The organism is Peribacillus sp. QJM3NY_7 (assembly GCF_056173225.1).
Genome location: NZ_CM149663.1, coordinates 918,358 through 933,568, shown reverse-complemented (window position 1 = coordinate 933,568; position 15,211 = coordinate 918,358). Strand labels below are relative to the sequence as shown.

Annotated in this window: 13 protein-coding genes, 1 tRNA gene and 1 riboswitch; of the genes, 2 read left to right on the top strand and 12 right to left on the bottom strand. The window is 41.2% G+C overall.

The window, feature by feature from the left end:
* Positions 1-3 precede the first annotated feature (3 nt).
* Complete coding sequence (locus tag AC0VX1_RS04440) at positions 4-951, top strand: response regulator (protein ID WP_034315164.1); 948 nt, start codon at positions 4-6, stop codon at positions 949-951.
* A gap of 82 nt (positions 952-1,033) precedes the next feature.
* Here the strand turns inward: AC0VX1_RS04440 and AC0VX1_RS04435 are convergent, their stop codons facing one another.
* The 8 genes from AC0VX1_RS04435 to queG all read right to left on the bottom strand — a co-directional run bounded on the left by AC0VX1_RS04435 (position 1,034) and on the right by queG (position 8,688).
* Positions 1,034-2,041 (bottom strand): FecCD family ABC transporter permease, encoded by a 1,008-nt coding sequence (locus tag AC0VX1_RS04435; RefSeq protein WP_057275625.1) that lies wholly within the window; start codon positions 2,039-2,041, stop codon positions 1,034-1,036.
* Entirely contained in the window at positions 2,038-3,048 is a 1,011-nt protein-coding gene (locus AC0VX1_RS04430; RefSeq protein ID WP_034315169.1) for a FecCD family ABC transporter permease, read from the bottom strand. Before AC0VX1_RS04430 ends, AC0VX1_RS04435 begins: the two co-directional genes overlap by 4 nt.
* A gap of 67 nt (positions 3,049-3,115) precedes the next feature.
* Positions 3,116-4,036 carry an iron-hydroxamate ABC transporter substrate-binding protein gene (locus AC0VX1_RS04425; RefSeq protein WP_475470072.1) on the bottom strand — a complete coding sequence of 307 codons (921 nt, stop codon included), beginning with the start codon at positions 4,034-4,036 and terminating at the stop codon, positions 3,116-3,118.
* Positions 3,987-4,835, bottom strand: a complete 849-nt coding sequence (locus AC0VX1_RS04420; protein ID WP_413011630.1) for an ABC transporter ATP-binding protein — start codon at positions 4,833-4,835, stop codon at positions 3,987-3,989. Before AC0VX1_RS04420 ends, AC0VX1_RS04425 begins: the two co-directional genes overlap by 50 nt.
* Positions 4,836-5,116: 281 nt before the next feature.
* Positions 5,117-5,866: an oxygen-insensitive NADPH nitroreductase gene (gene nfsA / locus AC0VX1_RS04415; protein ID WP_475470070.1), complete on the bottom strand. Its 750-nt coding sequence runs from the start codon at positions 5,864-5,866 to the stop codon at positions 5,117-5,119.
* A 76-nt stretch (positions 5,867-5,942) separates the two neighbouring features.
* Positions 5,943-6,431, bottom strand: coding sequence for a tRNA (uridine(34)/cytosine(34)/5-carboxymethylaminomethyluridine(34)-2'-O)-methyltransferase TrmL (gene trmL / locus AC0VX1_RS04410; RefSeq protein ID WP_034315177.1), 489 nt, complete (start codon positions 6,429-6,431; stop codon positions 5,943-5,945).
* A gap of 67 nt (positions 6,432-6,498) precedes the next feature.
* The gene (locus AC0VX1_RS04405; RefSeq protein WP_475470068.1) at positions 6,499-7,356 is read right to left on the bottom strand and encodes an amidase domain-containing protein; all 858 of its coding nucleotides are present in this window, start codon (positions 7,354-7,356) and stop codon (positions 6,499-6,501) included.
* A 192-nt stretch (positions 7,357-7,548) separates the two neighbouring features.
* A complete protein-coding gene (gene queG, locus AC0VX1_RS04400; protein WP_475470066.1) occupies positions 7,549-8,688 on the bottom strand; it encodes a tRNA epoxyqueuosine(34) reductase QueG in 1,140 nt (379 codons plus the stop codon).
* A 105-nt stretch (positions 8,689-8,793) separates the two neighbouring features.
* Between queG and AC0VX1_RS04395 the strand changes: the two genes are divergently transcribed.
* Positions 8,794-9,462: a B3/B4 domain-containing protein gene (locus AC0VX1_RS04395; protein WP_057275618.1), complete on the top strand. Its 669-nt coding sequence runs from the start codon at positions 8,794-8,796 to the stop codon at positions 9,460-9,462.
* A 1,329-nt stretch (positions 9,463-10,791) separates the two neighbouring features.
* Here the strand turns inward: AC0VX1_RS04395 and AC0VX1_RS04390 are convergent.
* From AC0VX1_RS04390 to mgtE, 4 genes are all read right to left on the bottom strand, one after another.
* Positions 10,792-10,865, bottom strand: a tRNA-Gly gene (locus AC0VX1_RS04390).
* Positions 10,866-11,056: 191 nt separating this feature from the next.
* On the bottom strand, positions 11,057-11,470 hold the full coding sequence (locus AC0VX1_RS04385; protein ID WP_053533892.1) for a YbjN domain-containing protein: 414 nt from the start codon (positions 11,468-11,470) through the stop codon (positions 11,057-11,059).
* A 436-nt stretch (positions 11,471-11,906) separates the two neighbouring features.
* Positions 11,907-12,935, bottom strand: a complete 1,029-nt coding sequence (locus AC0VX1_RS04380; protein ID WP_048684398.1) for an NADP-dependent oxidoreductase — start codon at positions 12,933-12,935, stop codon at positions 11,907-11,909.
* A gap of 314 nt (positions 12,936-13,249) precedes the next feature.
* On the bottom strand, positions 13,250-14,608 hold the full coding sequence (gene mgtE, locus AC0VX1_RS04375; protein WP_475470063.1) for a magnesium transporter: 1,359 nt from the start codon (positions 14,606-14,608) through the stop codon (positions 13,250-13,252).
* Positions 14,609-14,874: 266 nt separating this feature from the next.
* Positions 14,875-15,040, bottom strand: a riboswitch (M-box (ykoK) riboswitch).
* Positions 15,041-15,211: the final 171 nt, after the last annotated feature.

Below are 15,211 nucleotides of genomic sequence, written 5' to 3'. Positions count from 1 at the left end.
TCCATGCGTTTTTTTATAACAGATGATGATTGTGCCATACGTTCAAACTTAAGCCAAATTATAGAAAACGAAGATTTAGGTGAAGTGGTGGAGGAAGCGGAAGATGGCAGTCTATTAGAAGGGCATATTTTGAATTTAAAACAAATTGATATATTATTTATTGATTTATTAATGCCCATCCGGGATGGCATTGAGACACTTCGTCATATAAAAAGTACATTTAACGGGAAAATAATAATGATTTCGCAGGTTGAATCCAAGGAGTTGATTGGCGAGGCTTACTCGCTCGGAATCGATTATTATATTACTAAACCAATCAATCGGATTGAGATATTGACAGTCATTCGAAAAGTCATGGAACGCATCCATTTAGAAAGATCGATCACTAATATCCAAGCCTCTTTAAATAGTGTATTGAACTTTGAACAGCCAAAAGTTGATAATTCCAATAGTTTTAATGAAAAAAGTATAAGAGAGGTGGGTGAATTCCTTTTATCGGAATTAGGGGTCGTTGGAGAAAATGGTGCAAAAGATTTAATGGAAATGCTTCAGTATTTATTTATGTATGAACGCACTTTTACTTTTGGAAAGCAATTCCCCACCCTTAAAGAAATCTTTGTAGAAATCACCAAAAAAAAGCTCGGAACAGCAGCTTTGCCGGTTGATATCAATCGTGAAATAAAAGCTGCCGAACAGAGAATACGCAGAACGATTAACCATTCGTTAAATCATTTCGCTTCGCTAGGTTTAACGGATTTTTCGAATCCGAAGTTTGAAAATTACGCTTCCAAATTTTTTGATTTCACAGTCGTTCGCCAAAAGATGAAAGAACTGCAAAATGATTCAAAAATCGTTCTTACACCTACCCGGGTAAATACAAAAAAGTTTATTCAAGTATTTTATTTCGAAGCGAAACGATTGAATCCTGATGAAATAAATAGATATAGATAATACATGATTAATTACGAAAAATTACGGAAGAACCAAAAAACATAAAATCCCCTGAATGATTTCAAGGGATTTTAACAATATCTTATTTTTTCAACAATAAATACATGAAATAAGGTGCACCGATCAATGCAACCATGATACCTGCGGGAATCCCCTCGGGTTCAATTATATTTCGGCCTATCGTATCGGCAAGCAGCAATAGCCATCCACCGATTAAAATGGCAACCGGAATGAATAGTTGATTTCGAGGTCCTACCAAGGATTTTGCTATATGCGGGGACATAAGTCCAATGAATGCAATTCCGCCTGTAACAGAAACGGCAGCCGCTGCCAGTGCCACAGCCGTGATCAGCAGTACAATCCGCTCCTTTTCAATCGATACACCGACCCCAATTGCGACCGGTTCACTTAAACCAAGCAGATTCAAACGATTTGCTTTATATAAGGTGAATGGAATAAGGATGACTAACCATGGAATGATTGCCCAAATGAAAGGCCAATCCGTTCCCCATATATTTCCTGCCAGCCATTTTGCGATGAAATCGACCTTCGCTCGTTCCGCTGACGAAATGAGGACAATCATCAGGCCTGAAAGCGCCATTGAAAAACCTACGCCGATCAACACTAACCGGACGGGTTCAAGTCCACTCTTCCTCTTGTATGAGAGGATATATATTAAACAGGCCGTCAGTAACGCTCCGATAAAACCAACAAGCGGAACCATATAAACAAAAGAACCAGCGTCAAGCGGGAAAAACAGAAAGAATGCGGCAATGGCAACACCTGCTCCTGAGTTGATCCCGATGATTCCGGGATCGGCTAAATCATTACGTGTGATCCCTTGTAGAATGGCTCCCGACAGTGCAAGGGCCATGCCTGCTAAAAGGGTGATGATGATACGCGGTAAGCGGACGGAAAATAATATGAATTCCTCTTTAAACGTCCCTTGCCCGAAGAGCGTTGGAAACAGTCGTCCTATAGAAAGATTGGAATAGCCCGAACACGTCCCTATAATGATCGTAATGATGATGAGTGCACTCAATGCACCTATTATCCAACGCTGTTTTTTGACTAAAGCTGACTGGATCATGAAAATGCTTTACCTCCTTTACGCACGATTAGGAGGAAGAAAGGTAAACCTATCATCGCAACAACCGCTACCACAGGTGTTTCATATGGAGAATTGATCGTACGGCCGATCGTATCGGCAAGCAGCATGAAAGTGGCTCCCAAAATCGCAGACATAGGGAGGATGAATCGATAATCCGTACCCACGATAGCCCGAACGATATGTGGGACCATTAACCCGATGAACACCATATTTCCGACAAGCGCAACGGCAGCCCCTGCCAGGAGAATGATGACCACGAAGAGAACCGCCTTTATCTGTGTTGTCTTTTGCCCTAAGCCTACGGCCACTTCTTCACTTAAACTAAGTATGGTGAGCTGTCTGGAAAAGATAAGGGAGATGAGGATGCCCATTAAAATGAACGGAACGATTACACGAAGCTGCTCCCATGAAGTTCCGATATTCCCGCCAGCTGTCCACATCGATACATCTTTTGATACCTTGAAATATATGCCGACCCCTTGCGAAACGGCAAATAGGAATGCAGAGACTGCAGCACCAGCCAAAACGATCCGCAAAGGTGAAAATCCTCCCTTTTTCATCGTACCGATTCCGAAAACCATGGTTGCCCCGACAGCGGAACCTATAAAACACGCAATCATGATCCCTAAATTATTAGCATTTGGAATGAATGCCAAAGTGATGGCGAGACCTGCATTGGCTCCTGCCGTCAATCCAAGCAACCCGGGATCGGCAAGTGGATTTCTTGTCATTCCCTGCATGATGGCCCCAGAAACGGCAAGGGCTGCACCCACAAAGATTGCCCCCACTTCACGAGGGAAGCGGATTTCCCGAATGATTGAAATCTTTTCACCGACAGCATTTGATGTCAGTGCTTGCCAGACGTCTTTAACGGTAACATCAGCCGCACCAAATGCCATTGAAATAATGAACATGCCTATAAAGGCGACGATCGCTATGATCAGTTTACTTATAAATGGGATGAAACGTTGATTTTCATTAGTCATCTGTCTCTCTCATTTCTTTTTTTATAGAATAAAAGGAGAGGAATTGGAATCCCTCTCCCTCGCTGTATTATTTTCCAAGAAAACTTTTGGAAAAGAAGTCTAATTGGTAATCTAATGTGATTGGATCATTAAAGTAGAATTTTTTTGCATCAGCTTCATACAGTTTATTGTTTTTAACGGCAGGTATGCTTTTAAACGTGTCACTTTGTTGGAATGAATTGTCCTGATCTTTGTTATTGCTCAAAATCACATAATCACCTGCATAGTCTTTAAGGACTTCTAATGATAAGGCAAAGTAACCATCTTTCAGCGCCACTTCTTTTACCTTTTCAGGCATACCCAATTTCATTTCTTGATAAAGGATTTCCGTTCCACGTCCCCAATTATCACCGTATACATAGAACTGTTTGTCAAACTTTTCGAAAACGGAAACGGTAGCATCTTCTCCAATCTTGGCTTTAATTTCATCACCAGTTGTTTTTGCCCGTTTTTTGAAATCATCCACCCATGCTTGAGCTTCTTTTTCTTTATTCAAAAGTTTACCGATTTCTACATGTTGTGTTAAATAGTCAACTTTTCCGTATGTATAAGTTACGGTTGGAGCAATTTCCTTTAATTTATCGACATTTTTAATCGTGGATAAACCAATGATTAAATCCGGATTCAACTCGATGATCTTTTCCAGGTTTTCGTCCGTCACTTCTTCCACATCTTTTAACTCTTTAAAATTCGGGTTCATTTTAGACCAGGAATCAACCCCTACAAGGTTAACATCCAAAGCCATTACGTTACCTGCGAAAGATGATAGTACTAAAACACGCTGAGGATCTGCGGGAACTTCAACAGGACCATTTTCAGATTGATAGGTGATGGTACCTGATTTTTCTTTTTTGGAAGCGGAGCTTTTTTCTTTTTCGGCTGACTCGTTACCACAAGCGCTAATAATTAACACTAACAGCAGTATAAACGGAAACATTATCTTTTTCATTGGCTGTCAAATCTCCTTTTAGTAAGTTGTATGTGCTGCACATTGGTTTGTTCGTTCGTAGATCTCGTCCGATTACCGCATCAATATGGAATACTTCCTTAAGAACTTCATGAGTGATGACTTCTTCACAATCTCCTGCTTTGACTATTTCCCCGTCCTTTAATGCAATGATATAGTCGGCAAAGCGAGCAGCTTGGTTTAAATCATGAAGAACCATGACAATTGTACGTCCCTGTTCTACATTCAGCCTCTGTAATAATTCCAGAACCTCCAGCTGATGGGCCATATCCAAATAGGTGGTCGGCTCATCAAGGAAGATGATTTCCGTTTCCTGGGCAAGAGCCATCGCAATCCAAACACGCTGGCGCTGACCTCCTGAAAGAGCATCCACGGGACGGAACTTGAAGTCTTTCGTGCCGGTCACTTCAAGTGCCCAATCAATCACATCATAGTCTTTTTGGGTCAGGCGCCCAAAACCTTTTTGATAGGGAAAGCGCCCATATGATACGAGCTCCCCAACCGTCAATCCGCTTGCACTCTCGGGTGTCTGCGGAAGTATGGCCATTTTTCTTGCAAGGATCTTAGTGCTTTCTTTTGAGATATTAACCCCATCTAAAACAACCGTACCTGATTGATTTGGAATGATTCTGGTGATCGCTTTCAAAAGTGTCGATTTCCCACATCCATTTGAACCGATGATCGTTGTGATTTTTTTATCTGGTATTTCCACACTGAGATCTTTTACAATTAAACGTTCACCATAACCAATATTCAAATTCTCTGTATATAGGCGAACCATTTTTTAACCTCCATTTACTGAAAAAAATAGGTAAGTAAAAACTCAAATGAAAATGATTATCATTATCCACTACTTAATTACTATAATTCTATCTAAATATATTGTCAATGGTAATTTCATGGTCATATAAGAAGAATTTCTGACAGGATTTTTGGGGCCGGTCCGTATTACCGACTGACAATGAAAACAATAAAGATCCCGGAGACGTTCCCGGGATCTGTACTGTTTGGCTCATACTCAGCACTTTGGCAAGAATATTCCTAATAGGCCGTATTCATTAATCAATGTTTCTTAAATCCTTGCTTCTCAACATAATCCTTCATGTACAGCCTGCTTTTCTTTCCAAGCATTCCTGCCATTTGCCCGGTCCAGGTCTCTTTTCGTTTACCTTTAGTCCGAAGCTCATAATAACTGGAAATCGTTTCATTATACTCTTCAAGTTGTCCGATGAACTCTTGCTTATCCCCCTGATATCCATTTTCATGATAAATGTTGGACACTGGCAAACGCGGCTTTTTATCCGAATGGTTTTTCGGATATCCGACCGCTAGAGCGAATAATGGTATAACACGATGCGGTATATTCAAAATCGCTGACACTTCCGGGAGATTATTGCGGATTCCGCCTATATAGCAAATGCCTAGATCCATCGATTCTGCCGCCAATGCTGCATTTTGGGCCGCTAGAGCCGCGTCAATACAGGCAACCATGAATTTCTCGGTACTTTCAATCGATTCGGACAGGTCCGTGTTTTCCATTTCGGAAACCATATCCTGACGATATAAATCGGCGCAAAAGACGAATAGATGTCCATTCTTCTCTACATATGACTGTGGTCCGGCAAGTTCGGCAAGCTTGGCTTTCTTTTCCGGGTCGGTTACCCCTATGATTGAATACGCTTGAATATAACTTGAAGTCGATGCAGCTTGGGCACATTCCACAATCGTATTGATTTGCTCCCCAGACAATAACTTGTCCTCAAAAGAACGAATGGAACGGTGATCTAAAATTTTCTCAATAATGTTATTCAATGCTCCCACCCCTAAAGAATATGTAAAGTATCCATCATCGGGGCTGAAATGCCCCCGATGACAGTATTGATGAAACTCAACCTTTTGTTTTCAAATCCAATTCACGGTAATTTTGCTGTCTAAGTGCTTCATAAACCAAGATGGCTGCCGTGTTCGACAGATTAAGGGAACGTACTTTATCCGTCATTGGAATCCGCAGGCACCGATCCATATTTTCTTGGATCAGATCTTTCGGGAGACCCGTCGTTTCACGGCCAAAAATGAAGAATATCTCACTTTCTTGATCACTGTAATCGAAGCTGGAATGCGGCTGCTCCCCGAATTTCGTCAAGTAATAAAATTCACCGCCGGCGTTTCTTTCAAAAAACTCTTCTAACGAATCATAATAATGGATCTTTACATTCTCCCAGTAATCGAGCCCGGCCCGTTTGAGCTGTTTGTCATCCGTCGAGAAACCGAGCGGGCGAATGAGATGTAAAGACGTATCCGTCCCTGCACATGTTCTTGCGATATTTCCTGTATTTGCTGGAATCTGTGGTTGATATAAAACTACATGTATTGACACTTCATTTTCACCTCTAGTTTGAACTTCACCTTAATTATAGCATTAAACAAAAAAGACTAAAAACCTATCACCCTCCATCCAAAATCACAAAGAATTTATAAACGATGTTCGGTGTATATCTGGTTGAATCCTCATACGTCCAATACCGGTGACGACTGTTCATCGTATGTGCATTCACAAGCGGCATCCCGTCCTGATCCTTCGCCGTTACAATCAAGTTATGGTCAAACCGTCCGTCCCCTTCGAAATCTATGCAGAGGATATCGCCCAAATTCAATTCCTTGGCCGACTCCACCCGCTTTGTCCTGATGGCATTCCCGGCTTTAAGCAGATGATATAAAGAATGGGCTGTCGTCCATGTATAACTCCAGCTTTTCCCCCTTATCCACCAGCCCTTATTTTTATTTGGCGCCCCCCACATCGGTATTCCCCCTGCATGTAAACATTGTGAAATGTAATTCGTACAATCATCGGTGAATTTATGATAAGCCGGATTGAATTCATTCCACCAACGCTCGGCATATTGAACAGCCTTCATTCGATCATACTTATATGCAAGACGATCTGCGCCTGGATCACTTTTTGGCGGTGCCTCTTCGGTTTCAAAGCTGGGAATCAACTCATTTTCATCCACTATATACCCATTTCGAAACCGTGCCTCCCTTTCTTCCATTTCTTCTTCTATATAAAATGAATCTTCCTGTTTCAATAAATATTGCAGATGGACATGATAGGTCAGGACTGTATCATTGTCTTCCTTTCTTTTCGAATGTACCTTGCCTGCCGCATTCACCCGAACAATTTCGGCGGCGCGGTTCCTCAACATTTTCTTCTTCAAATGTAACTTCCTTTCACCCCGTTCCAGATCATCTGTAGTATAAAACTCCACTCTTTCTTGTAAAAGGCGTTGCAATTGTTCCCTCAAGTTCATGCCCTCCTTCTTACCATCTATGCTAATGTGTATGTACGAGGGCATGGACAAAAACACAACTTCATAAATGTGGGAGTTTCAATCCTCCATAATGAAACTTTTTATAAAGATTTTCCTTGAAGCTTCCGAAATATCTTAAGCAAAAAGCCGCCCCGTTATATTTACGAGGCGGCTGCATTTTAAATATTATTTTGTTTCCAAGGTAAACTGCAGTCCTTTCTCAATTTCCACCAATACCTCTTCATCCTTTTCCTTCATTCGTGCTTCTTCCAATGCGGAAACAGCCTTCTCCCGGCCAATTTTCCCAACTGCCCAGGCCGCCGTCCCCCTGATGACAGGTCGCGGATCATTCTTCATGACCTGTATCAATAGAGGCAATGCCGTTTCATCTTTGAAATGGGCCAATGCTAAAATGGCATTTCGTTGGATTGGTTTTTTACCGCGCCAAGAGCCAGATACATGGCCGTATGTCTCTTTGAAGTCCCGATTTGAAATCGTAAGCAGGGGTTTTAACAGCGGTTTCGCCAGCTCGGGATCGGGTTCCATTTCTTCATGAAAATGAAAATCCATTCCTTTGTTTTTCGGACAAACGGTCTGGCATGTATCACATCCATACAAACGATTGCCTATTTTCGTCCTGAACTCATCCGGAAGGAAACCTTTTGTCTGTGTCAAGAACGCAATGCAACGCTTGGAATTTAGCTGTCCGCCCTGAACGAGGGCTCCAGTCGGGCAAACATCGACACATTTATTGCATGTCCCGCATTGATCTTCCATCGGTTGATCCGGTTCAAATGGCAGGTTGGTGATCATATCACCCAAGTATACATAAGACCCGAACTCCGGTGTGATGATCATACTGTTTTTTGCACTCCAGCCAATACCTGCACGCTCAGCCACTGCCCTATCTGATAACTCACCCGTATCAACCATGGACTTCATCATTGCCCCGGGCACTTTATCTTTAATGAAATTCTCAAGTAACTGCAATTTATTACGGAGAACGGTATGATAATCCGTTCCCCAAGACGCCCGGCAAAAGATCCCGCGGCGTTCACTTTTTGTACTTTGCGGAGCATCCTTCAATTTCGAAGGATAAGCAAGCGCAATCGAAATGATGGATTGCGGTTTATCGAATATCAATTCAGGCCTTACCCTTTTTTCTATATCGGCTTCTTCAAACCCTGACTGGTAATCCAGTTCCTGTTGACGTATCAGCCGACCTTTCAGTTCGGTGAAAGCCGTAGCCGAAGTAAAGCCGATTTTATCGATGCCGATTTCCTTACTATATAAAATCACTTCTTGCTTGAATGAGTTCATATCCATATTAATCACCTACGTTCATTCAGTATTCCCATTGAAGCTTGAATCCATTTCAAACCATTGCTATCTATGATAAACTAATTGCAATCATTTTTGGAGGTGAAACGGTTGGAAATTACCGTATCAGCTAATCTTAGCAGTAAAATCCCTGAATTCAAAGTCGGGGTCATTACATATGAAAACATCGAAGTCGGTCCCTCCCCGCAAATGGTGAAAGGAAGACTTCAACTATTTCAGGAAGCTCTTTTCTTCGACCTTGAAGAAAAGGAATTGACCGACTTTTCCGGCATTAAAGTGTGGCGGGAAATTTTCAAGGCTACAGGAACAAACCCGTCACGGTATCGTCCATCCGTGGAAGCCCTATACCGCCGCGTGAAAAAACAGAATTACTTGACACCCATCCATTCGGCCATCGATTTGAATAACTTCTTTTCACTGTTATATGAAGTTCCGATCGGCATTTATGATGCTGAAAAATTAACGGGAGACATCTCGATTAAGATTGGCGAGGGGGCAGATGGGTATGACGGTTTGAACGGCCGCTTCAATTCCATGGAAAATATGATTACCTCAGCCGATCATGCTGGCGCATTCGGAAGTCCCTACGTTGATTCAGAACGCACGAAAGTCACTGAGGAAACGAAAAAAGCCATCCAAATCATTTATTTACAACCCAATACTTCAACCACGGAAGCAAATCAGCTAACGAAATCCTTGATGGACATGTTCCTTGAAATCCACGGTGGTGAAGGGACTTACTCGATTATGGAAGGATAATTAAAATTGAACGGAAATAAACCCTTTCCACAATCGGAAGGGGTTTTTTCATTATTGTTCCACTTAATAAAACCAGTCCGCGGTATCCTTTTATTTAACCGATCGATCCATACCTTAAAAATTTCTTTTCAGTCGATTCCAGAAATCCGCTCCCTTTCCACCGACTGTCTGCCAAGCCTCCTCGACGTAAACGTCTCCGGGGTCTCGGCTAGCCAGTTACTCGGCAGGAGTGTCGCATATTTCTTCCATCCTTTAAGGATTAATGTAAAAAACCTCAAGGATCACCTCGTCTTAAACTTGGTTCGGGATGTCCAGCCTACGGTTTTTTCTTAATATTTCATTCCAGTCGATCCCAGAAATCCGCTCCCTTTCAGCCGACTGTCTGTAAAGCCTCCTCGACGTAAACGTTTCCGGGGTCTCAGCTAGCCAGTTACTCGGCAGGAGTGTCGCATATTTCTTCCATCTTTTAAGGATTAATGTAAAAAACCTCAAGGATCACCTCGTAAATTTGGTTCGGGATGTCCAGCCTACGGTTTTTTCTTAATATTTCATTCCAGTCGATTCCAGAAATCCACTCCCTTTCCGCCGTCTGTCTGCCAAGTCTCCTCTACGTAAACGTCTCCGGGATCTCGGCTAGCCAGTTACTTGGCAGGAGTGTCGCAAATTTTTTACATCCTTTATGGGTTACTGTAAAAAAACCTCAAGGATCACCTCGTCATAAACTTGGTTCAAGATGAGTCTAGCCTGCGGTTTTTATTTAAAAGAACATTCCAGTTGATTGGAACGTAAGGTACGAGACTCCTGCGGAAAAGCGTGGACAAGGAGGCTCCCGGACCGCCCGCGGAAAGCGAGTGCCTGTAGTGGAAATCAACGATCAGATTTGCTAACCCTCAAAAACACTTTCCGTTTTACCCCAGAAACCCGTTCCCTTCCCTCCGACTGTCTGCGAAGCCTCATCAAAGCAAACGTCTCCGGGGTCCCGGCTAGCCGATTTACAATGGTTACTTTCTGCCTTTCGATTGATAATCATCGATGCTACATAAGCCTGGCACGCCTTTCTCTTCCCCATTAACAAAAAAGCACAAACTTAGTCAAACTGATTCTACTAACGTAGTTAATCATATTGACTAAGTTTGTGCTGCATCGAAATTCCCGGATGAAGGATAATCAAAATTTTTCGGGTATGACATACTGTATTACCGCTTCGATGAAATGCAGGCAATTTGGACAATAAAAAAATCCCACTGTAAACAGTAGAATTCTTGTAATAATATTTAAACGCAAAGCTTCGTTCTCCAGGTAACGAAACCCTACGTTATGAGTATGTATTGGAGCGGGTGAAGGGAATCGAACCCTCATCATCAGCTTGGAAGGCTGAGGTTTTACCACTAAACTACACCCGCATATTCTTGTAGAAGTTTGTCGAATTACCAATCAACAAAATTAATTATATAGTTTAATGTGAAAAAATGCAATAGTTCTTTTAAAAAAAATTAATAATTAGCGTATTGTAACGTTAATATATTCATTCACTCTAGTAAGTATGTTAAAAAGTCCTCTGATTCAGAGAACTTTTTTCATCCTATATGATGATTTAAGACCAAATGACTTCCATTAAACGCGGATAAACCTGCTGTGCCGTTTCTAGCAGCATGATTAACTTCCTGAACGCCAGATCCGGTACGATATCCCCCTCAATGGAGTATGAATAACGAATCGAAATGGTCCCATTTTCTTCATACAGCTTGGAATACCTGAAATTAGCATTAAATTCATTCAACAGTGTATGTACATCCTGTTTCTTTTCAGGGTTCTTCAACTCGGCGACATTAAAGCAAAATAAGTCCGCCACATTTTCATCTTGATTGAAAGCAAATACTAAAAGGACCTTCCACCCGTCCTTTAACTTTTGCTCGGCTCTAAAAAAGGTGGTGCCATCTTCATTCAACTCATTCATATAGATTTTCTCACTAGTTAAAAAATCACGAAATTTAGCAACGTTTGACATGGTTCATCACCTTTCTGTTTATAAGTCCATTTTATAATGAAAACAAGCATTTTTACAGACTTTTCTATTATCCTGCCAATTTCCTCCTATTAACAGGGGCGACCTTAAAAGGAAGGGAGTCATATATGAACTCCCTTCCTGGATTGATTATCCAGTTGCTTCTCCGCAAAACTGAAGCGCTACTTGCAGGTCCAAAATTACCTGGCGGATTTTTGAGTATCCTTCCATGTCAGGAACTTCTTTATTCGTAAGTAGTCGACCTTTATCTGCCGCTATCGATGGCTTATCCTTCAAATGGTTTAAGAGATACCACTAATATATTTTACTTGAAAGGAAAACGGCCTTTTCCCGATTGAATATCGAAAAAAGGCCGCTTTTGTTATAGCTGCTTAAAAGTCACATCGAAGAACCTTCCTCAGCTATATTTCCATAAAACTTATAGTTGAGCGAATTCGGGTTCCGCAACTTTTACAAGCTGTTTTCCGAGGTTCGTTCCTTTAAACAGACCTAAAAATGCATCCGGTGTGTTTTCGAACCCTTCAATAATCGTTTCTTCATACTTCAGCTTTCCTTCTTGAAGCCACTTACCTAATTCCGTAGCACCCTCCTGGAATCTAGCAGCATAATTTCCAACTGTGAAACCTTTCATTAGTGCACTGGTTTTGATCATTGCCGATTGCAGACGCGGTCCTAGATCTTTTCCTTCCGCGTTATATGAGGAAATCGCCCCGCATAATGGAATTCGGGCATTCGCATTCAAAAGTGTAAAAACAGCATCGGACACCTCGCCGCCCACATTATCGAAATAAACATCGACTCCATCAGGAACAGCATTGGCTAAATCTGTCGCAAAACTATCACTTTTATAATTTACGGCTCCATCAAACCCGAGCTCTTTCGTTAAGTACTCAAGTTTTTCATCCGAACCAGCGATGCCAACAACCTTCGCACCTTTAATCTTAGCAATTTGTCCGACTACTGAACCAACTGCTCCAGCCGCTCCTGAAACGACTACCGTTTCACCCTCTTGAGGTTTACCAATATCAAGCAAACCAAAATAAGCAGTTAAACCGGTCATTCCAAGAATCCCCAAATGAGTTGTGACCGGAGCCACCTTGGGATCAATCACACGGATTTCCTTTTCAGTGACAACTGTGTATTCTGCCCAGTCGATATTCCCAACAACGACATCCCCTTGTTTGAAGGAATTCGATTTCGACTCAACAACTTCAGCAACAACGCCGCCCGTGATGACCTTATTCAATTCAAATGGAGCTATATATGATTTGGTATCTTGCATTCTGCCACGCATGTATGGATCGACAGATAAATATAGTGTACGTACTAAAATCTCATTATCCTTCGGTGTGGGAACTTCACTCTCAACAAAGTTAAAATCCCCTTTAGAAGGCATACCTTTCGGGCGATTTGCCAGGGTGATTATTTGTTGTTTGGTTTGTGTCATCATTGTTCCTCCTTGGTTTGAATACGTAATTTCGAAAAGAAGCGTATCACTGATGAAGTTCATAGGTCAAAGATTATGATTGGCTATTGCTTCCATAACACTATTTATGTATCCTTTCCTGAAAACCTCAAACTTGCTACAGCCTATTATGTCCCATGTTTTTCATTTTAATAAACGTTTCGCTCACCAGAAAAATTTAACGGCCTTTCCCCGATTGGATACCGGGAAAAGGCCGCAGCTTGAAATACTCTTTTTTTATTTTCCGCTTTACAGGGCTACTGCCCCTTCTTCTTATGAACTAATTCATGGATAGTCTACATCAATTTTGAAATGAACATCGTTGCAATTCCAAAGTAAATTAGTAACGAAAGTATATCATTCAGTGTTGTAATTAGCGGACCAGACGCAACTGCGGGATCGATGTTGAATTTATATAATATCAAAGGAATAATGGTCCCAGCTAAAGTCCCGATAATCAGGGTCATCACCAATGAACTTCCAACCACTAATCCCAAAACGGGATTTCCCTGCCAAACATAAGCTATGATGGAAATTAATATTCCGCAGGTGATGCCTATTATCAAGCCAACTTTCAGTTCCCGTATAATGAGCCTGGTCACGGCTCCTTTATCCGTATCACTAGTGATTAGGCCTCTTACAACAACAGCTAAAGATTGAGTGCCTGTATTTCCAGTCATCCCTGCGATCATCGGCATAAAGAAGGCAAGTGCAACAACTTTGGACAAGGTTTCTTCAAAACTGCTTATAATGGTTCCGGACACTAATCCGATGAATAAAAGTAAAATAAGCCAGGGCAGCCGACGATATGCGGCCACATGCGCCTTCGTGTCAAAGTCTATAGCTTTACCGGATGCCGATAATTTTTCAATATCTTCATTCGCTTCCTTAATGACAACATCAATAATATCATCGACGGTTACAATTCCTAATAACTCATTATTTTTTTCAACTACTGGAATTGCTAAAAAATCATACCGCTCGATAACACGAGCCACCTCTTCTTGGTCTTCATCTGCAGATACGGAGATAACCCGGCTGTACATAATATCTTGAATTTTTTCAGATTCATCATTTATTATTAAATCCCGATATGAGACAACACCTACTAATTTTTTATCATTATCTATTACATAAAGATAGTTGATCGTTTCCGAAAACTCCGCAAAGATTTTCAGTTTTTCAACTGATTCACGCACCGAATAATGTTGGGGGATCCATACAAAACGGTTTGTCATGATTCTCCCTGCCGTTTCAGGGGGATAATTCATGATATTTTTAACGATTTTTGATTCTTCTTGTTTCATGCCAGAAAGAAGTTCTTCGATTTTTCCAGGGGATAGGTCCTCTAACAATGAAGCTAGATCATCATTATCCATTAAATCCATTACATGGCCGGATTTTTCTATTCCCAATTTACTAAGGATTTTTAATTGATGGACTTTCTCAACTTCTTGAATCAGTTCAGCGATTTGTTCTGAATCGAGTAACAACAAGAAGCGTGTATGATGTTTTTCTGGGAGCCCCTCAAAAATACGCGCAATGTCATATGGTTGGAGTTCATCCAATATCGCTTGAAATTCTTTCTTTTTTCCTTCTTTTAATACCTTTATGATCTGTAAAGTCAATTGATCTTCCGTCAGGACTTTTATCATCTTGTCTCTCACTCCTTTTTAGGGGAGCCAAAAAATATTTCCCTTAAATATTAAAAGTAAAAAATATTATTATTCCCCTTCCAAAATCTTGTTTCCATTCACGAGTATGTCGTCGTGAATAGTTATCCAAATCCCTCACCTCCAGGAAAAAAATAAAAACACCTCCATTACAAATGAAGGTGTTAAATACGGTATATATGCGTACATTGTCTGGATGACAAATACAAACAGCCGTATATGACTGAATGACAAATACAAGCATAAATCCAGTTCCTCCATTCGTAGAGCTTTAGCACTGTGTGGCATAGGACAAAGCCAGCTACATTAAAAACCACCTTATGTCGATGGTTTCTGTTGACCCATTGGCGTCTTTCGACATTTTTGGGCAGTAGCGTATCTCCTACACAGGAGCCTCACCTAACGAGGATATTTAATTTACACATCCACTCTAAAAGAGTTTCATTTAGATGTCAATGGTTAATTCAAATAATTCTAATTTTGACCTGATATCCATCCCCAAAAAAGTTACCTGAAAAAAACACCGACTTTTGCTCTCCCGGTTATTATGCCTGATTGAATGTCCCTTCGATATTTTTTAAGAAT